This window comes from Planktotalea frisia (assembly GCF_001890925.1).
Lineage (GTDB): Bacteria > Pseudomonadota > Alphaproteobacteria > Rhodobacterales > Rhodobacteraceae > Planktotalea > Planktotalea frisia.
Genome location: NZ_MLCB01000115.1, coordinates 15433 through 34491, shown reverse-complemented (window position 1 = coordinate 34491; position 19059 = coordinate 15433). Strand labels below are relative to the sequence as shown.

Below are 19059 nucleotides of genomic sequence, written 5' to 3'. Positions count from 1 at the left end.
CCTGAAAGTAAGAGGCTTGGCAAGAAAAAACCCCGCACCGAAGTGCGAGGTTCTTATCGTGTTCGAAAGAGCGGTAGCTTACATTCCAAGCGCGCCTTTGATCTGCTCAAGCACACCTGAGAGCAGCTCAGGATTGTCCTGCGCGCCGCTCAAAGCTGTTTTCAGAGCTGTTTTCTTCAACGCACCGAGCTCGGAACCGTCGATCATTTCAGCGACCTTGTCGAGGCTGAAACCTTCAGGCGTCAGCAGGTCCGCCATGCCGCCTGCGGCTTCTTCGGTTGCGGCGGCGGCAGTTTCTGCGGCCTCAGCAGCGGCAGCGGCAGCCTTTTCAGCGGCGGCTGTTGCGGCGGCTTCGGCTTCTGCTTTGGCAGCTGCAGCAGCTTCTTCGGTTGCAGCGGCAGCAGCTTTTGCTTCTTCTTCAAGCTTGGCCGCGGCGGCAGTCGCCTCTTCTTCGAGCTTCGCAGCAGCGGCAGCAGCCGCCTCTTCAGCCATCTTAGCTTCTTCTTCTAGCTTTGCAGCAGCCGCAGCAGCAGCCTCTTCTGCCATTTTCGCTTCTTCTTCTAGCTTTGCAGCAGCCGCAGCCGCCGCCTCTTCAGCCATTTTAGCTTCTTCTTCGAGTTTCGCAGCAGCGGCCGCAGCTTCCTCAGTCGCTTTTGCAGCAGCAGCTTCTTCAGCCGCCGTTGCAGCGGCCGCAGCTTTGTCGGCTTCCGCTTGCGCCATCGAAGCTTTTTCAGCAACGTTGTTCGAGTAAAGCGTATAACCGCCGCCAAGAACGAGTGCCGCGATCACGACCCAAATCAAGTTTTTCATGGAATAATCCCCCAGAGATAATCAAGTGCACCCGATGCGTCCTGCTCGGATGCTGCAAGCGCGAAGTGCTCTGATAGCGCGCTAAGCGCAAGGGGAAAACACCGTCTAAGAGCGCAAATTGCACGATTTGGCGCTTGAAGAACAATGCATGCGAGGATACCGTGCACGCCTAGATAAATAGCTATCAAAGGATAAATCCCATAGCCCGCAGACCTCACAATGCGCCGCCACAGCGCGACACCGGACCTCGTATTAACGATAAAATCCGCTCTCCAGAGATCCGCCTCATTGGCGCAGACGGCGAAAACGTGGGTGTAATCCACCCTGCCAAAGCAATGGTTATGGCTGAAGAAGTTGGCCTAGACCTGGTCGAGATATCGCCGAATGCCAATCCGCCTGTTTGCAAGATCATGGACTTCGGTAAGTTCAAATACGAGACGCAAAAGCGTGAAGCTGAAGCACGCAAGAAGCAAAAGATCATCGAGATTAAAGAAGTTAAGTTCCGTCCGAACACGGATACGAACGACTACGAAGTCAAGATGCGAAACGTGTATAAGTTCTTGGAAAATGGCGATAAAGTGAAAGTCACTTTGCGTTTCCGTGGACGTGAGATGGCACACTTGAACTTGGGTCGCGAACTGCTTGAGCGTGTTGCTGCAGACACCAAAGAGCATGGGCGCGTAGAGAACTTTCCAAAGATGGAAGGTCGCCAGATGGTGATGTTGATCGGGCCTTTGCCGAAATAAGCTCTACACTGAGACATAGACAGAAAGTCCGGCCTTTGAGCCGGACTTTTTTGTTGGGGGCTAGTGTTTTTGCACGAACAAAGTGCCACCCTTTTCAAAGACGGTATCCCAAACACTCTCGTCTTGTTGCAGGACTGTTTTGAACCCCGCAATGTTAGAGCGCTCATCCTCGATCAGCACGCGCCCTTTGGGAACAACATGCTGAATCAGGCGCGCTAGCACGAACAATCGGGGCGTTTCGGCTAGCATATGCAGCGTTCTATCAATCAAAACCACATCAAACACGCCCTCAGGCACGAACTCGGTTATGTCCGCGACACGCCCTTCAACGTCGAGGTTTTCCGTTGCTGCGGCGCGGCACATGTCAGCGACGCCGCTCGGCGATAGATCGATGCCAACCACGCTATGGCCCAAGCGCGCGATGTGTAAAGCATCACGACCTTGGCCACATCCAACATCCAAAACGCGCAGCGGGGCTTTGGTAAAGCTCTGAAAAACATCAACAAAGAGTTGATTGGGTGCACCCAAAGCTTGCGGCGTTGTCTTGTATGAAGCATCGTAGTCGTAGCCCAATTGCGCCTCCTTGGGATCAGGTAGGTGGCAACGCTAAAAGATCCGATTTGGCGCAGCAAGGGAAAGCTGAAGTGTTACAGAGTGTTTAGCGTGTGCTGCCGTGGTCTTGGTCGCGTCGGAATTTCTTTGAGCAGACCACCCACCCCCATACCAGCGATATCAGAACTGCTCACAGGCACGCCACAGAGCACACGACTGAGCACTTTATCCGCACCATTCAAAGCAGGCGAGCGGGCACATCCCGGAAGGCCGATAACAGGTTTGTCGCCAATACTGCCTAAGAACAGCAAGTTACCGGGATCAACGGGCATGCCAAACCGGATCAATTCACCGCCTGCAATGCCAAGAGCCGCAGGCGCAACATCCAAAGGGTCCGAGGTGGCCGAGCCGGTAAGGATCAAGATCACCTCACCCTTTGCCGATGTGATCGCGTCGACCAAAGGATCAAGGCGATGCGCGCATGTGAGTGTTTCAATCAACGGGCTTTCGAGCGCAGCAAGGCGCGCAGAAATTGCGGCAATGCCTTTACCTTCATCGCTGCCCTCACGGATTTGAGTGATGATCAGGGTCACCGTTTTGCGCAGTGGATGCGCCAGCGAAATCGCACCCCGTGCTAAAGCACTGGCCTGAACAAGATCAGGTTCAGGCACTGCATAAGAGATGATCTTAACAGTCCCAAGCATACCGGCCCGGTGCATTTGGTGATGCGGTGGTACTGTCGCGAAACTGACCATTGGATTGATTTCATTGAGCTTTGTAAGCCTCTGCACATTGAGGATCGCAACACCTGCACCATCGGCGATGATATTCACACGTCCCGTCGCGGCAATACTGGCGCTGAGCCCTGTGGTTCCATCAAGCAAAGCTTCACCAAGACGATAGGCGGCTTCATTTTCCTCAACATCGCCCTTCTCTAGTGTAGCGACAGTAATCTCGGCGATATTTGCAGCCCTAAGGGTCGCAATATGGGCTTGGTCGAGCATAACGCCTTTGCGCACTCGTGTGCCATTGGCATCAACTGAATGCGCGAGAATGCTACCAACGCAGTCATCAAGCGCGCGTGGCCCAAACTTCATTGGTTGCCCTTACGCAGCATTTGAACCATTTGCGCAATGATAGAGATCGCAATCTCTGCTGGGTTGCTTGCGCCAAGATCAAGACCAATGGGCCCTTGAATACGCGCGCACTCTGCTGCCGAAAAACCCGCATTTCGCAAGCGTTCAAGGCGTTTCGCATGGGTCCGTTTAGAACCAAGCGCACCGATATAGGCGACAGGGCTTTTCAACGCGAGTTGTAATACCGGATCATCGAGTTTTGGGTCATGCGTCAGCAGTACCAATGCTGTACGCGCATCCATATCAAAGGCGCTCGCCGCATCCAACGGCCACTCATGAGAGAGTGTGACATCGGGGAAACGTGCTTGGCTTGCAAAACTCTCGCGCGGATCAACCACCATCGGATCGTAACCCGCCATTTTTGCCATTGGAACAAGCGCTTGCGTGATATGCACCGCGCCAACGATCAACAATCGCAAAGGTGGATTGTGAATGGCAACAAAGCGTTTGCTGTCCTCTTCAAAGCCGGAACGATCCATCGAAAAACGCGTCTCAAACCCGTTAGTCGCTAAACTGCGCACGCCCGTTTCCAGATCGATCACGTAAGCAATCGGTTTACGCGCAGCGCGCGCAGCGACCAGTTCGGCGAGCAAATCACTGCTCAGAGCTTGACCTACAGGCTCGACCAAAATGCGGATCGTACCACCACAGGCAAGCCCTACGGCAAACGCATCGCCGTCAGAAACACCGAACTCTAACTCTCGCGCATCACCTTGCTGGATGGCTTCGATCGCTTCGACAATCACCGCGCCTTCGACACACCCACCAGAGACAGACCCGACGATTTCGCCCTGCCCGCTAATCGCTAACTGGCTGCCCACACGTCGCGGTGCGCTGCCCCATGTCTCGATCACGGTGGCCAAAGCCGCCCCCTGCCCAGCGCGGTGCCAAGCGAGCGCTTGCTCGGGAATATTGTCGAAATCGGTGTTGCTCATCCCGCGCTGCCCTTTGTGGTGATGTTGCGCATCAGTGGCTTGAACCTGCGCGAAAACAATCGCGGGCGCAACGCATCTATGTCCAAAGATGAACCCATGTTTTTCTAATTGCTGCCCCATTTGAGCGCTATCACCACATCAAAGGACCGCGACAGATCGGTCCATATGAGACGTGCAGGAGCAACACATGCAGGACGCAACGCATCTATTGGAAGAGTCCCTCGCAGGGCAATCTGGGCCAGCCTGGCTCGGCGCGCTCGAAGAGCTGGCCGATGAAGTCGGATATTTCCAACCGCTCAGCGCCAAGCACAATGCAGCATTTTTTGATGGTGGCAAAACGCTGCTCGTCAGTTTTGAAACCCTGCAATCCGTCCAGAACATCAACAGCAAGGCTCACCCAATTGGTTTTGAAATGGTGCGAAAAAAAGGTTGGTCCCTCTTAAGTTTTTTCAGCGATGGCGAAACGTGGTTCCGCGATCCGTCAATCTATCGCTATTTTGACCGTTTGATTGACGATGGTTTCTTTGAAGACTTTGATCAGGTGATTTTCTACGGCACTGGCTCTTGCGGATATGCCGCGAGCGCGTTCTCTGTGGCCGCCCCCGGTGCGCAGGTACTCGCCCTGAACCCGCAAGCCACGCTTGATCCGCGTGTGACGGAATGGGATGACCGTTTTCGCCGTATGCGTCGCACAAGCTTTACCGACCGCTATGGCTATGCGCCCGACATGCTTGATGCGGCCCAACGCGCGACGATTATTTATGACCCGAAGGTCGAGTTGGATGCGATGCATGCCGCACTCTTCACGCGCTCAAACGTAGACAAACTGCGGATGAGCTATTTCGGCTCCGCGCTTGATCTGCAAATGCTGCGGCTTGAGATTTTTTACCCGTTGCTCAGCGCGATTGGCGCAGGCGATGCTGTCCCTAACACGTTTCACATGCTTCACCGCGAACGCCGCAAGGACCGCAACTATTTGCGGGCGGTCTTGGGCGATACCGAAGATGCGAAACGCTGGGGCTTTGCCAAGACAATATGCAATCACGCGGCCGAAGCGCTCAATGCCCCCCGTTTCAAGAAACGCGCAGATCAGATTGCCGCTCTGCAAGAACGAGAGAGCGCTCAGCCCGCTGAGCCAGAGTGACGCAATAGCATTTTTTGACGCGGCTTGTGGCGGCGTTTATACATGAAGCGCGCCCAAACGGCGATCAGCGGCGTGCGCCATCCTGCTTCAATTTCGATCTCATCGTGCAATTCAGCGCCCTGCGCATGTGGCACAATGCGCAAGCTATGCTGCCAATGCTCAACACCCATGCCCACTTCGTTCGACTTAAATCGCATCTCAGCGTCATCGAACTCGATCAACTCCATACGGTAAGGCTGCGCAGGCAAAATCCCGAACATAGAGACTTTGACGTCAACAACCTGTCCCTGATGTATCACCCCTTTGGGCATCCCTTCAAACGAGAGCAGGCCGCGCACCGCTTCTTGCAAACACTCCAAATCCGTTGCGACACGCCACACGTCGCGGGGCGTATGCTCGTAGATATGGCTCAAGCGGACCGTTTTCATCTATGCACCGCGCGATGTGATACGATCGAGAAGCGGCTTGCGCGCGACGCCAACTGCTGCGCCTAGGCACAAGAGAACAGGATAGCTGTGCACGCCAATCAGGTTCAACAGCATCGCTGCTGCCCCAAGGCATATTGCAAAATTGAACAGGCTCATCTGGGTTTCAGCCAAAGCCACATTCGCGCGCTCTAGCAAACCCGAAATGAACGGCTGCGCCTGTGTGAAAAACACTCCGACGACAAATCCAGTGATCAACGTAAAAATCATGACAGCATTCCTTAATTTCAAGCTCCCGCTTAGCGATGTTTCGTCCCTCGCGCAAACCCCTAGCCCTTTTGCCTGCTTCGGTGTATGCGCTTTTGCATGACTGATAGCCTTACCCTCCGCCGCCCCGACGATTGGCATTTACACCTGCGCGATGGCGATATGCTGCGCGCTGTGCTGCCTGAAACCGCACGCCACTTTGCCCGCGCGATCATTATGCCCAACCTTGTGCCCCCGGTGGTCACAGGCGCTGATGCCCTCGCCTACCAAGCGCGCATCATAGAGGCGCTGCCAGAGGGCATGACGTTCGAGCCTTTGATGACGCTCTACCTCACGGAGGACACAAATCCCGCAGATGTGCGCGCAGCCCATGCAAGCGGTCTGATCAAAGCGGTAAAACTCTACCCTGCGGGTGCCACAACCAACTCTGCCAGCGGCGTACGCGATTTCGCGCGTGTGCAACCTGTGCTCGATGTGATGGCGGAGATCGGCTTGCCACTGTGCCTACACGGTGAAGTCACTGACTCTGAGGTGGATATCTTTGATCGTGAAGCCGTCTTCATCGACAAAATTCTCGACCCGATCCGTCGCGCCACACCCGGCCTCAAAGTTACGATGGAACATATCACCACCAAAGACGCCGTCGATTATGCGCGCGCTCAAGACGACAGCCTTGGCGCTACGATTACCACGCATCACTTGGTCATCAACCGCAACCACATCCTCGTGGGCGGGATCAAACCGCACTATTATTGCCTACCCGTTGCCAAACGCGAGCTTCACCGCGAAGCGCTTGTGGATGCTGCGACCTCCGGCGAGGCGCGGTTCTTTCTAGGTACAGACTCAGCGCCACATACGGATGTGCTCAAAGAAAACGCTTGCGGCTGCGCAGGATGCTTTACGGCAACCAACACGATGTCCATTCTTGCCGAAGTCTTCGATAAACAAAGCGCTCTGGACAAGCTCGAGAGCTTCGCCTCTTTGAATGGTCCAAAACACTACGGCCTTGCCCCCAATGACGAGACCATAACGCTGAGCAAAACGCCGCCGACCTACCCTGAGAAAATCATCACAGGCGTCGGCGAAGTCACGCTCTTCGATCCCGGCTTTGATCTCCATTGGTCTGTTACGTCTTGACCTTACTCTCTTCATAAATATCCCGGGGATTGCGAGGGGCTGGCCCCTCGCCCCCTATTCACAAAAACGAGCCTTGCTATGATCCCATCCAGCTTCCCCCCTTCCGAAGAAATTGCACGCCTCACAGCGCGTATGCTGCTTGAAATCAAAGCTGTGCATTTCAACGCCAAAGAGCCATTCATTCTCGCCTCTGGCCTGCCAAGCCCGACCTATATCGATTGTCGCAAACCCAACTCCTACCCGCGTATCCGCTCCGCATTGATGGACTTCATGACCGTCACAGTGATGCGCAACGCGGGTTTTGAAGCGTTTGACAATATCGCAGGTGGCGAGACAGCGGGCATTTCTTTCGCGGCCCTTGTCGCAGAGCGCATGGCGCTCCCGATGACCTATGTGCGCAAAAAGCCAAAGGGTTACGGGCGCGGCGCACGCATTGAGGGCGACATGACTGAGGGTCAGCGCGTGTTGTTGGTCGAAGACCTCACCACAGACGGCGGTTCAAAACTAAGCTTCGTCGATGCGATTCGCGAAACCGGGGCCACCTGCGCGCACACGGCGGTTATTTTCTACTACGACATCTTCCCCGAAACCGAAAAAACGCTCGGGGATCATGGGGTTACATTGCACCACCTGTGCACATGGTGGGATGTACTGGCGGAAGCCAAAGCGCAAAACACTTTTGATGCGGAAACATTGGACGGCGTCGAAGCCTTCCTCAATGATCCCCGTGCTTGGCAAGACGCCAACAAAAAGGGCTAACAGATTAACAAATCAACCTGATCCAACGTCATGTTTAACACTTTGTTAAGCACAACGACTAAGCATGTCCGAGCACATCGCCACAACATCTTGTGGATTTCAGCGCCAATTCAGGTTATCCACAGAAACATACAATTTGCACATCTCCCCACTGGTTTTGTATCAAGGCCAGAGGAAATGTCAGGGGCCATCATGAACGAAATCGCATCCATCAATCAAACGCAGGTCGATGTAGCAACGGCCGAATCAATGCCCAATTCTATCGAAGCAGAACAGCAGCTACTCGGTGCCATTCTGACGAACAACGACATTTATGACCGTGTCGCCTCGATCATTCAGCCGCGCCACTTCTTTGATCCGGTTCATCAGCGCATCTACGAAGTCGCGGCAGCACGCATTGCCAAGAACAATCTTGCGTCGCCCGTGACCCTCAAAGCGTTTCTTGAAGATGACGAAGGTCTAAAAGAACTCGGCGGTCCGGCCTATCTCGCGCGTCTTGCGGGTGCTGCGGTCTCTGCCTTTGCCGCGCGTGATTATGCGCAGATAATCTATGACCTCGCGATTCGCCGTGAATTGATGGGGCTTGGCCGCGACATTGCTGCTAAAGCGGCCCGCGTTGATGTGGCCTCCGAACCTGCCGAGCAAATCGTTGAGGCCGAGCAAGAGCTCTATAAACTCGCCGAGAAAGGCAGCTCAGACAGCGGTTTCCAATCCTTCTTGCGCGCAATCACTGAAGCGGTGAACGTCGCCAACGCCGCCTATGAGCGTGGGGGCGGTATGGCGGGTGTCTCCACGGGTCTTACTGATATGGATAAGATGCTTGGTGGATTGCATAAATCCGATCTTCTCATCCTCGCGGGTCGCCCGTCGATGGGTAAGACATCGCTCGCCACTAACATCGCGTTTAACATCGCCAAAGCCTACCGTCAGGGTAAGCTTGCGGATGGAACAAATGGTGCGATCGATGGCGGCGTTGTTGGCTTCTTTTCGCTCGAAATGAGCGCTGAGCAGCTCGCGGGCCGTATCTTGTCCGAGGCGTCAGAGATTTCATCCCATAAGATACGCCAAGGGGACATGGAGGAATTCGAGTTCCGCCGTTTCGTCGAAGCCGCCAAGGACCTAGAAGCCTGCCCGCTCTATATTGACGACACTGCCGCGATCCCGATTGCGCAACTCTCTGCGCGTGCGCGGCGCCTTAAACGAACACACGGCTTGGATGTGTTGATCATCGACTACCTCCAGCTGGTGCGCGGTACTTCAGAAAACCGTGTGCAAGAGATTGGCGAAATTTCCATGGGTCTCAAGGCCATTGCGAAGGAATTGCAGATCCCTGTGATCGCCCTGTCCCAGCTCTCGCGTCAGGTGGAAAACCGCGAAGACAAACGCCCGCAACTGTCAGACCTGCGTGAATCAGGCTCGATCGAGCAGGACGCGGATGTGGTGATGTTTGTGTATCGCGGCGAGTATTACAAAGAGCGTGAAAAGCCCGATGATGACAACCTTGAAGCAATGGCCGCATGGCAAGACGACATGGCGCGCTTGCACGGCAAGGCAGAAGTGATCATCGGCAAGCAGCGTCACGGCCCTATTGGCACGGTTGAGCTAAGTTTCGAGGCGCAATTCACGCGTTTTGGCAACTTGGCGAAGTCTTGGCAGGTTGGGAGCGATGACGCGAGTTTCTGATCCGACTCCCAGCCAAACTCTGATCAGAGACGTGATGGGGTGGCTGCGTGAAGACAGTTGGCTCTTTCGCTTGTGGGCCGCTCTTTTTGGTATTTTGATCGCTTTGGCAGTGGTGCTTTTTGTCGAAGGTGCGCCAGTCAGCTCTCTCACCGCCAAAGACGTGTTCTTTGTCGGCTTGATTGCGCTTGGTGGCGGATTCGGTGGCTTTTTGATGAGCGGTTGGTTTGGCCGTTCTGGCCCGGTCGGTTCTGCGTTGACGCTTGTAGGGGCATGGCTCGCAGGTGGTTTGGCCGGCGCGTTCGTCGGAGCGACATTCTCACTTCTCAAAGGCACGCTCATCGGCGCAACACTCGGCTCGACCGCTCCATTCATGTCGATCGCAAGCACTGCGATTTGGCTCATTTGCTGCGTTGGGTTACATTTCGCGATCAAGGCGCTGCGCCGAAAGCCTGTAACATCATGACAACGATCCCCTTTCTTGATTTGAACGCAGAAAACATCGAGCAGGCGTTCTTTGAGGCGTATAGCCACGTTGGTTTTGCCTATCTGATTAACCACGGCATCGCGTCTGAATTGCGCGAATCTTTGTTTGATGTCTAAGAGCAGTTTCATGCTTTGCCCGAAGATGTGAAACGAAAGGTAGAAGTCGATTATACGCATCGCGGCTACATTCCTATGGCGGCCTCTACGGATGTGAATTCCGACTTTGCAAAGGTCACGAAACCCAACCAGTCGAGCAGTTTTATGATGATGCGGGAGGATGCTGTCGCCTCACCTGATATCTACCTCTCGGGTCCGAACAAATGGCCTGAACTTGTAGGGTTTCGCGAAACTCTTGAACGTTACAACAACGAAATGTGTGTTCTTGGTGCGCGCATGATGCGGATTGCTTTGCGATCACTTGGCGCAAGTGAGGCGACGATGGAGATGTTCATGCCCGCGACCACTTGGCTGCGTTTGCTTCATTATCCCCCTGCCCCAGCGCAGCGCCCTGATGATCTATATGGCTCTGCTCCGCATACGGATTTCGGGGCTTTGACGTTTCTCGCGACGGATGATGTGGGTGGGCTGCGAGTGCTTGCAGCCGATGGGTCTTGGATTGATGTGCCCCCACGCGCAGATGCGTTCGTGGTGAATGTGGGTGATATGTTGCACCGGATGTCTGGGGGTGTTCTGCGCTCTACTCCGCACCGCGTTATCAATGAAACGGGACGCGAGCGCTATTCCTGTCCGTTCTTTTTTGACCCACATGTGAGCGCCTGTATTGAACCCCTTGTGGGTGAGAAAACCACCTTCCCGCCATTGAACTTTGGGACGTTTTTACGTGGTGAACTTGAGGCAAGCTACGAAGCACATAAACCCGACACGATTTAAACAAACGGCTTTTACTCTTGACGCGAGCGCGCGCAATGGCAAACACATCGCTTATGGGAACAGGATCACTCACAATCGATTTAGCGGCGATGGCCGACAACTGGCGCGCGCTGGATAACATGAGCGCGTGCGAGACTGGCGCGGTCGTCAAAGCGGACAGCTATGGCACAGGCATCGGACGCGCTGCGCGGCGTTTGGCCCAAACCGGAGCCCGCAAGTTCTTTGTCGCAGTAGCACAAGAAGCCGGCGATATCCGACAAGCGCTTGGACCTGATCCTGAAATCTACATCCTGTCGGGGCACATGTCCGGCGACACAGATATGATCGCCGACCTGAACCTGATCCCCCTGCTCAGCTCTATTGACCAAATGTTGCGTCACTTCGAGGCCCTGCCCGGTGCGCCCTTTGGTATTCAACTTGATACAGGGATGAACCGCTTAGGGATGGAGGCGGGCGAATGGGAAGCTGTACGCGCATTGGTCGTGGCACAAGGTCCGCGTTTGATCATGTCGCATCTGGCCTGTGCAGATGAACCCGAACACCCGATGAACGCGCAACAACTTGCAGCGTTTGTGCAGATGACGGATGGAATTGATGCGCCGCGTTCTTTGGCGGCGACGGGTGGCATCTTGTTGGGACCAGAGTATCATTTCGACGTTACGCGTCCGGGGATTGGCCTTTATGGCGGGTTGCCGTTTGTGGATGCGAAACCTGTTGTGTCGCTAGCATTGCCAATCATCCAAGTGCGCGATGTGCTCGAGGGTGAAAGCGTCGGCTACGGCAACACGTGGATCGCGCAGCGCGACAGCCAGATTGCAACTGTGTCGAGCGGATATGCTGATGGTATTTTGCGTGTCATGGGGCCAAAAACCAAACTCTATGCCAATGCCCGTCCGGTACCGATTGCGGGGCGTATTTCGATGGACAGTATCGGCGTTGATGTGACCGGCGTGAGCGAATTACCTAACGCTTTGGACCTGCTGGGCAGATATCAAGACGTTGAAGCACTGGCGCAGAACGCAGGAACGATTGGATATGAAATCCTCACCTCGCTTGGTGCGCGCTACACGCGGCGCTACACGGGATGAGCTTTTTTCTAAGTCCTTTGGCCGCTTTGGGTGCGGCCTTCCTGAACATGCTCGCCGCTTTGGGACGTATATCGATTTATGCGTTCAGCACATTACGCCATGTCTTCAAGCGTCCTTTCTATCTGCGCGAACTTGGAATCGCGATCCTGAACGTTGGCTGGCTTTCTTTGCCCGTTGTCGGCTTGACTGCCGTGTTCACTGGTGGCGCTTTAGCTTTGCAAATTTACGCGGGCGGCGCGCGCTTTAACGCAGAGGCCGTGGTCCCGCAAATTGTCGCCATCGGCATGGTGCGCGAGCTTGGGCCTGTCCTTGTTGGCCTGATGATTGCGGCGCGTGTCACCTCCTCGATTGCGGCCGAAATCGCAACGATGAAAGTAACGGAACAAATTGACGCGCTCGTGACCTTGTCCACACATCCGATGCAGTACCTGACAGTACCGCGTGTTTTGGCAGGCTTGATCTGTGTCCCTGTGCTCGTTGGTATCGGCGATGTCATTGGCATCTTGGGCGGCTATCTGGTGGCGACGGGGACGCTGGGGTTCAATTCATCCACATACCTTATCAACACGTTTGACTTTCTAGAGCCTCGCGATGTGTTTTCATCCCTCGCCAAAGGCGCAGTTTTTGGCACGATCGCAACCTTGATGGGCTGTTATTACGGCATGAACTCAGGGCGCGGCGCGCAAGGCGTTGGGGCGGCGACCAAAGGCTCTGTCGAGGCGGCAGCAATTTTGATCCTCGCAGCGAATTTCGTTCTTACGGGGGTGTTTTTCTCGCTATGATCACCCTCTCTCAAGTCAAAAAATCCTTCGGAAACAATCACGTGCTGCAAGGCGTCGATCTAGAGATTGCGCGCGGGAAGTCGATGGTGATTATTGGCGGGTCTGGCACAGGTAAATCAGTGGCCTTAAAATCGGTGCTGGGGCTTGTAACGCCTGACGGCGGAACAATCACCGTTGATGGCCAAGACGCCGCGACCGCTGAGCGCGACGCTTTTCTGGCGCGTTTCGGGATGTTGTTCCAAGGAGGCGCGTTGTTTGATTCTCTTCCTGTTTGGCAAAACGTGGCATTCCGTTTGATGCGCGGCGCATTGAAGCGCCCCAAAGAAGAAGCACGCGAGATTGCGATTGAAAAATTACGCCGTGTTGGGCTGAAACCCGATGTTGCAGATCGCCTACCTGCGGAGCTCTCTGGGGGGATGCAAAAACGCGTCGGGCTTGCGCGCGCAATTGCGGCGGAACCTGAGATCATCTTCTTTGATGAACCAACCACAGGGCTTGACCCGATTATGTCTGGTGTGATCAACGATCTGATCCGCGAGATCGTGGTCGAAATGGGCGCGACAGCGATGACGATCACCCATGATATGACCTCAGTGCGCGCGATTGCGGACAATGTCGCGATGCTACATGACGGCGTGATCCAGTGGACCGGCCCTGTTGCGGATATGGATAGCGCCGGTGATCCGTACTTGGATCAATTCATCCATGGACGCGCGGATGGACCTATTGAAGCGGTCCGCTAGCAACAAGGCGCGCGAATTTTCTAGAAAATTCGAAGTCGCGCACCACTTGCATCATAGCGCTCGAAACGCCACGTTGTGGATGTGAATAACTTAAGCACCCTATTTGAGCCGAACTACACGATCCTCACATTCTTGATGATCAAAACGTTCTTTTACATTGAAACCATCGGTGCATTCGCGCTGATCCGCACACTCATTGCCACAGGCCCCTCCCGCCTCATGTCGTTTGGCGCATTCTTGCTGGCGCTAATTGGTGTGGCAGCAAAGTACATTCCACCTTTGGCGGGTTTGACAGGTGAAATGCCGGGCCGCATTGCCGCGTATATCGTCAATCAAGGGATCATTACATCAGGGTCCGGCATGGCGTTGCCTATTGCCGTGTCGATCTTGTTTGCATTGTCCTGGCGCTTGCGCGGGCATCGTTGGTGGGCGCTTGATGCGCTGCATCTGATTTGTGCACTCGGCTTCTTTGGCCTGTGGATCTACACGCTCCTATGAACACTCTTGCTAAGTATGTGAATTTGGCGCTGTTGATCGCCTTTCCGATTGCGTGGTTTGCGCCGCTTATGCGCGCCGGCTTGTTGCCGTTGTTCGGTCTGAGTGAGATCAGCGTCATTTCCGGCCTACAGAGCCTGTGGGACAGTGACGTAGCATTGGCATTACTGGTCACTTTCTTTGCTCTCTTTGCGCCCTACGTCAAAACCCTTGGTCTTGCGTTGATGCATTTCGGCTTGCTCAGCGCGCGAGTCAAACCAGCCCTTAGCCTACTGGGAAAACTGGCGATGGCAGATATCTTCCTGATCGCGGTCTATATCACCATCGCAAAAGGAATCGGTGTCGGCCGGATCGAGACCGCGTGGGGTTTATATCTGTTTACCGGATGCATCCTAATCCAGTTATTATTAGGCTTATTGTCGCCAAAACCTCAGAAAAGCGCGACTGATTTGCCTCAAGATTAACATTTGAAGCTCGACTGATTTCTTTCCCCCTAACCAGAAAAACTTCATCGGCTAACAATCGCCTATAGCCTTTGGGGGGTTACCTATGTCTGCGTTTGCCAATGTTTGGCACATTGCATCTTGGTTGATGCAACGTCTCACGTTCTTCTTGTTAATCGCACTTGCTGTGAGCGCTGCGGCTTACACTATTGCGTGCGCCTTTGGTCTTGCCAGTTGGATCAACTGGCCCTTGATGCTTGGCGAAACCGTATATCCTTGGGCTGGCACTGGTGCACAAAGCGCTGTGAGCGTGCTGCTTGTGGGGCTTTGCTTTTTCCTACCCTCGCATCAACGCATCACAAAACTTGAAACCTCGCATCGCTCTTTTCAGATCGGGATGGAGGATGTCGCCAAAGCATATGCGATTGCACATGCACAAGATCGCTCTGGCGTTTTCAAACTCTCTGGTGAGTTTGATGCTGTACGCGAGCGCCTTGGCTTTTTGCGCGATCACCCTGATTTGGCGCAATTGGAACCCTCGATGCTCGAAGCCGCGTCTCAGATGAGTCATATCTCTGCCGAGTTGGCCGCAATCTATTCTGATCGCAAAGTCGAGCGAGCGCGCACTGTTTTGCAGGAACGTCAGCACGAAATTGGTGAGTTTAACCAACGACTAGAAGAGGCAAAGATCGTTTCAACCGAGTTGAAGGGTTGGCTGGGTCAAGTCGAGATGGATGAAAGCATCGCGCGTGCGCAAATTGATAGACTCGTTGATGATTTGGCGGATGTTCTGCCAGCACTTGGTCTTGAGGTCGTTGAGCAAAAAGCAAGCGATACGGTGATCGCCTTGCCGCACGCAGCAGAATAAACAACGACGCTTTGAATTGACGCGAACGACGCCATTCGTCACAAGGGCGCATGGCTAAAAAACCCTCTTTCGCATGCAATGATTGCGGCAATATCACCACCAAATGGTCCGGACGCTGCGAAGCATGCGGCGCATGGAATTCCATCGCGGAAGATGCCGGGCTCAGCAGCTCTGGCCCCGCGAAAGTAGGCTTAGGTACAGTGCGCGGGCGTGCTGTCCAACTCACCAACCTAAGCACAGAAGAAGCCCCGCCCCCGCGCACGCTGTCTGGCTTGAACGAGTTGGACCGTGTTTTGGGCGGCGGCTTGGTGCCCGCCTCGGCCACATTGGTGGGCGGTGATCCGGGCATCGGTAAATCCACATTGCTTTTGCAGGCAGCCGCGCAGTTCGCGAATGTGGGTCTAAAAACGATTTATGTGTCAGGCGAAGAAAGCAGCGCGCAAATCCGAATGCGTGCACTGCGCCTTGGTCTCACAGACGCGCCTGTTCAATTGGCCGCTGAAACCAATCTGCGCGATATTCTCACGACGCTCGAAATCGAAAAGCCGCAACTGGCGATCATCGATTCGATCCAAACCATGTGGTCGGATTCAGTGGGCAGCGCGCCCGGCTCTGTGGCGCAGGTGCGCGCGGCGGCGCATGAATTGACCAGTTTCGCCAAACGTGTGGGCATGGCGGTGATCCTTGTGGGTCACGTCACCAAAGACGGACAAATCGCAGGCCCACGCGTGGTCGAGCATATGGTTGATACCGTGCTCTACTTTGAGGGCGAACGCGGGCATCAATTCCGCATTTTGCGCGCGGTCAAAAACCGCTTTGGTCCCTCTGACGAAATCGGTGTGTTTGAGATGACAGGTATGGGACTCGCGCAGGTCACTAACCCGTCTGCTTTATTCTTAAGCGAACGCGGCACGCCCTCACCCGGCTCTGTGGTTTTCGCGGGTGTCGAGGGCACGCGTCCCGTCTTGGTCGAGCTACAAGCGCTTGTCGCACCGTCCCCTCATTCGCAGCCACGTCGCACCGTTGTGGGATGGGATGGTGGACGCCTTGCGATGATTCTCGCCGTTCTTGAAGCACGCGTCGGCATTCCGTTCACAGGCCTTGATGTCTATCTCAACGTCGCGGGGGGGATGAAAATCACCGAACCCGCTGCAGACCTTGCGGTGGCCGCTGCACTTTTAAGTGCGCGTGAAGACGCCGCTTTACCCGCTGAGACTGTGGTGTTTGGTGAAATCAGCCTCTCTGGTGCGCTGAGACCCGCCCCTCAGACCGAAAACAGGTTGAAGGAAGCGCAAAAACTTGGTTTTACGGGCGCACTCGCGCCTGCGGGTGGTAAGGGTGTTAGCGTCAAAGGAATCGCGCTCAATCAAATGAGCGATTTGACGGCCTTTGTCGGTGATGTATTCGGCGCTGGATAGCGCTCGAGCAAACAGAAGAAAGCGAGCGGACCTATGGAAGGTTTTACAATTATTGACGGCGTCGTTGCGGTCATTATCGTTCTCTCCGCCTTGCTGGCTTATTCGCGCGGTTTCGTGCGTGAAGCTTTGGCAATCGCGGGTTGGTTCGCAGCCGCGATCCTCGCGACGATGTTTGCGCCGCAAGTCGAACCCTTGGTCAAAGAAATTCCGGTCATCGGTGAGTATTTGGCCGATAGCTGCGAATTGGCGATTATTGCCGCATTCGCTGTCGTCTTTGCCATCGCTTTGATCGTGACATCGCTGTTTACACCATTGTTTTCCTCGCTCGTGCAACGCTCTGCACTCGGCGGTATCGACCAAGGATTTGGTTTCCTTTTTGGCGTTCTGCGCGGCATCCTTTTGGTTGCAGTGGCGTTTTTCGTTTATGAAACGGTCGCCACGCAGCAAAACATCACCATGGTGGATGAAAGCCGGTCTGCCAAAGTGTTTGCGCGCATGACAGGCCAGATTGAGGATCGTAACCCCGAACAGGCACTTGGCTGGATCACGACCCAGTACGAGCAGCTCGTTGGCACATGCGGTACACCCGACGAATAACTCCAAGTTACCTGCGATGAGCGGGTGACTCACTCAGCGGTTCGGTCTATGAAGCTCGAAACTGCCATGACCTCGGATACGGAGCTGCTCGCCTTGTCCCATATTATGCCGCCTGCCCACCCCTTCGACTTTGATTATGTCCACTCGGATGCGAGTGATGACAAGTTAAAGGAGGAATGTGGCGTGTTTGGCGTTGTCGGTGTCACAGACGCTGCCAACTTTGTCGCCCTAGGGCTTCACGCCTTGCAACACCGCGGTCAGGAAGCGGGCGGGATCGTCAGTCATGATCCCGAACAAGGGTTCAACTCTGCCCGCCGTTTTGGCTATGTGCGCGATAACTTCACCAAAGCGTCCTTGATGGAAACACTCCCTGGTCCTTTGGCGATTGGCCACGTGCGCTATTCCACGGCTGGCTCTAAGGGCGCTGTGATCCGTGATGTGCAGCCTTTCTTTGGCGAGTTTTCCATGGGTGGTGCCGCGATTGCGCACAATGGAAACATCACCAACGCCGATGCTTTGCGCAAAGAGCTGATCGAGCGCGGCTCGATCTTTCAAAGCTCCTCTGATTCCGAGTGCATCATCCATTTGATGGCGCGGTCTTTGCAGCAAAATATTCCCGAGCGCATGGAAGACGCGCTGCGTCGCGTTGAGGGTGCATTCTCTATTGTTGCGATGACCCGCACGAAACTGATCGGTGTGCGTGATCCTTTGGGCGTGCGCCCATTGGTTTTGGGCAAACTCGAGGGCGAAGGCTGGGTGCTGAGTTCGGAAACCTGTGCGCTTGATATTATCGGCGCGGAGTATGTGCGCGAGATTGAACCTGGTGAGATGGTTGTTGTGACCGCCGACAAAGGCGTTGAAAGTCATTTCCCGTTCCGTCGTCAGTCCTCGCGCTTTTGTATCTTTGAGCACGTCTATTTCTCCCGCCCTGATAGCATCATCGGTGGACGTTCCGTTTATGAAACGCGTCGTCAAATTGGTGTGGAACTGGCCAAAGAAAGCCCCGTTGAGGCCGATCTGGTCTGCCCCGTTCCGGATAGCGGCACACCCGCAGCAATCGGGTTTTCGCAAGAAAGCGGTATTCCCTATGCGATGGGTATCATCCGCAATCAGTATATGGGTCGCACTTTTATTGAGCCAACAGAGCAGATCCGCAATATGGGTGTGCGTCTGAAACTCAACGTGAACCGCGCGTTGATTAAAGGCAAACGAGTGATTTTGGTCGATGACAGTGTTGTGCGCGGCACGACCTCACGCAAAATCAAAGAGATGATTTTGGATGCAGGTGCTGCGGAAGTTCATTTCCGGATTGCATCACCGCCGACAGCATGGCCGTGTTTTTATGGGGTGGATACGCCGCAACGTGACAAGCTTTTGGCGGCGACCATGTCCGAAGAAGAAATGCGTCAGCATTTGACAGTGGACAGTTTGAAGTTCATCTCGCTCGATGGTTTGTACCGCGCGGTTGGAGAAGCAAAAGGGCGCAACGCAAAATGTCCACAATATTGCGATGCGTGTTTCTCGGGGGAATACCCGGTGAAACCTTCGGATCAAATCACCAAAGGGTTTGAATTGAAGGCGGCAGAGTGAGCTGGGCGCGAATTTTCTAGAAAATTCGGAATGGTGCAAATTTTCGAGAAAATTTGATGCCTTCGGC

At 54.6% G+C, this 19059-nt stretch carries 23 protein-coding genes; 17 read left to right on the top strand and 6 right to left on the bottom strand.

Annotation, left to right across the window (positions count from 1 at the left end; genetic code table 11):
- Positions 1 to 78: 78 nt before the first annotated feature.
- Positions 79 to 810 carry a hypothetical protein gene (locus PFRI_RS07880; protein ID WP_072630155.1) on the bottom strand — a complete coding sequence of 244 codons (732 nt, stop codon included), beginning with the start codon at positions 808 to 810 and terminating at the stop codon, positions 79 to 81.
- Between the two features lie 173 nt (positions 811 to 983).
- On the opposite strand from PFRI_RS07880, the gene infC reads away from it, so the two are divergent.
- Positions 984 to 1556 (top strand): translation initiation factor IF-3, encoded by a 573-nt coding sequence (gene infC, locus PFRI_RS07875; RefSeq protein WP_425439456.1) that lies wholly within the window; start codon positions 984 to 986, stop codon positions 1554 to 1556.
- Positions 1557 to 1616: 60 nt separating this feature from the next.
- Here the strand turns inward: infC and PFRI_RS07870 are convergent, their stop codons facing one another.
- The 3 genes from PFRI_RS07870 to PFRI_RS07860 form a co-directional block, all read right to left on the bottom strand.
- On the bottom strand, positions 1617 to 2129 hold the full coding sequence (locus tag PFRI_RS07870; protein ID WP_072630153.1) for a class I SAM-dependent methyltransferase: 513 nt from the start codon (positions 2127 to 2129) through the stop codon (positions 1617 to 1619).
- A gap of 74 nt (positions 2130 to 2203) precedes the next feature.
- Entirely contained in the window at positions 2204 to 3205 is a 1002-nt protein-coding gene (locus PFRI_RS07865) for a molybdopterin-binding protein (protein WP_072630152.1), read from the bottom strand.
- Complete coding sequence (locus tag PFRI_RS07860; protein ID WP_072630170.1) at positions 3202 to 4179, bottom strand: XdhC family protein; 978 nt, start codon at positions 4177 to 4179, stop codon at positions 3202 to 3204. The genes PFRI_RS07865 and PFRI_RS07860 overlap by 4 nt, the downstream gene beginning before the upstream one ends.
- Positions 4180 to 4366: 187 nt before the next feature.
- Between PFRI_RS07860 and PFRI_RS07855 the strand changes: the two genes are divergently transcribed.
- Positions 4367 to 5323 carry a phosphoadenosine phosphosulfate reductase gene (locus PFRI_RS07855; protein WP_072630151.1) on the top strand — a complete coding sequence of 319 codons (957 nt, stop codon included), beginning with the start codon at positions 4367 to 4369 and terminating at the stop codon, positions 5321 to 5323.
- Here the strand turns inward: PFRI_RS07855 and PFRI_RS07850 are convergent.
- On the bottom strand, positions 5302 to 5751 hold the full coding sequence (locus PFRI_RS07850) for an Rv1443c family protein (protein ID WP_072630150.1): 450 nt from the start codon (positions 5749 to 5751) through the stop codon (positions 5302 to 5304). The two genes, PFRI_RS07855 and PFRI_RS07850, sit on opposite strands and share 22 nt — an antisense overlap.
- Complete coding sequence (locus tag PFRI_RS07845; RefSeq protein WP_072630149.1) at positions 5752 to 6018, bottom strand: hypothetical protein; 267 nt, start codon at positions 6016 to 6018, stop codon at positions 5752 to 5754.
- Positions 6019 to 6114: 96 nt separating this feature from the next.
- Here PFRI_RS07845 and pyrC point away from each other — a divergent pair, with 96 nt between their 5' ends.
- From pyrC to purF, 15 genes are all read left to right on the top strand, one after another.
- The gene (gene pyrC / locus PFRI_RS07840; protein WP_072630148.1) at positions 6115 to 7152 is read left to right on the top strand and encodes a dihydroorotase; all 1038 of its coding nucleotides are present in this window, start codon (positions 6115 to 6117) and stop codon (positions 7150 to 7152) included.
- Between the two features lie 78 nt (positions 7153 to 7230).
- Entirely contained in the window at positions 7231 to 7911 is a 681-nt protein-coding gene (locus PFRI_RS07835) for an orotate phosphoribosyltransferase (protein ID WP_072630147.1), read from the top strand.
- A 192-nt stretch (positions 7912 to 8103) separates the two neighbouring features.
- A complete protein-coding gene (locus PFRI_RS07830) occupies positions 8104 to 9594 on the top strand; it encodes a replicative DNA helicase (protein WP_072630169.1) in 1491 nt (496 codons plus the stop codon).
- Positions 9578 to 10057 (top strand): hypothetical protein, encoded by a 480-nt coding sequence (locus PFRI_RS07825; protein ID WP_139292107.1) that lies wholly within the window; start codon positions 9578 to 9580, stop codon positions 10055 to 10057. Before PFRI_RS07830 ends, PFRI_RS07825 begins: the two co-directional genes overlap by 17 nt.
- Positions 10054 to 10194, top strand: coding sequence for a 2-oxoglutarate and iron-dependent oxygenase domain-containing protein (locus tag PFRI_RS21650; RefSeq protein WP_245812320.1), 141 nt, complete (start codon positions 10054 to 10056; stop codon positions 10192 to 10194). Before PFRI_RS07825 ends, PFRI_RS21650 begins: the two co-directional genes overlap by 4 nt.
- Before the next feature lie 27 nt (positions 10195 to 10221).
- Positions 10222 to 10968: an isopenicillin N synthase family dioxygenase gene (locus tag PFRI_RS07820; protein ID WP_245812318.1), complete on the top strand. Its 747-nt coding sequence runs from the start codon at positions 10222 to 10224 to the stop codon at positions 10966 to 10968.
- 53 nt (positions 10969 to 11021) lie between these two features.
- A complete protein-coding gene (gene alr, locus PFRI_RS07815; protein ID WP_072630168.1) occupies positions 11022 to 12056 on the top strand; it encodes an alanine racemase in 1035 nt (344 codons plus the stop codon).
- Positions 12053 to 12838, top strand: a complete 786-nt coding sequence (locus PFRI_RS07810; RefSeq protein WP_072630145.1) for an MlaE family ABC transporter permease — start codon at positions 12053 to 12055, stop codon at positions 12836 to 12838. Before alr ends, PFRI_RS07810 begins: the two co-directional genes overlap by 4 nt.
- On the top strand, positions 12835 to 13581 hold the full coding sequence (locus PFRI_RS07805; RefSeq protein WP_072630144.1) for an ABC transporter ATP-binding protein: 747 nt from the start codon (positions 12835 to 12837) through the stop codon (positions 13579 to 13581). Before PFRI_RS07810 ends, PFRI_RS07805 begins: the two co-directional genes overlap by 4 nt.
- Positions 13582 to 13662: 81 nt before the next feature.
- On the top strand, positions 13663 to 14079 hold the full coding sequence (locus tag PFRI_RS07800; protein WP_139292106.1) for a hypothetical protein: 417 nt from the start codon (positions 13663 to 13665) through the stop codon (positions 14077 to 14079).
- On the top strand, positions 14076 to 14540 hold the full coding sequence (locus PFRI_RS07795) for a paraquat-inducible protein A (protein WP_072630142.1): 465 nt from the start codon (positions 14076 to 14078) through the stop codon (positions 14538 to 14540). The genes PFRI_RS07800 and PFRI_RS07795 overlap by 4 nt, the downstream gene beginning before the upstream one ends.
- An 85-nt stretch (positions 14541 to 14625) precedes the next feature.
- Positions 14626 to 15387, top strand: coding sequence for a hypothetical protein (locus PFRI_RS07790; RefSeq protein WP_072630141.1), 762 nt, complete (start codon positions 14626 to 14628; stop codon positions 15385 to 15387).
- A 50-nt stretch (positions 15388 to 15437) separates the two neighbouring features.
- Positions 15438 to 16805, top strand: coding sequence for a DNA repair protein RadA (gene radA, locus PFRI_RS07785; RefSeq protein ID WP_072630140.1), 1368 nt, complete (start codon positions 15438 to 15440; stop codon positions 16803 to 16805).
- A 33-nt stretch (positions 16806 to 16838) separates the two neighbouring features.
- Complete coding sequence (locus tag PFRI_RS07780; protein WP_072630139.1) at positions 16839 to 17402, top strand: CvpA family protein; 564 nt, start codon at positions 16839 to 16841, stop codon at positions 17400 to 17402.
- Between the two features lie 105 nt (positions 17403 to 17507).
- On the top strand, positions 17508 to 18992 hold the full coding sequence (gene purF, locus PFRI_RS07775; protein WP_072630167.1) for an amidophosphoribosyltransferase: 1485 nt from the start codon (positions 17508 to 17510) through the stop codon (positions 18990 to 18992).
- The last annotated feature ends 67 nt before the right edge of the window (positions 18993 to 19059 follow it).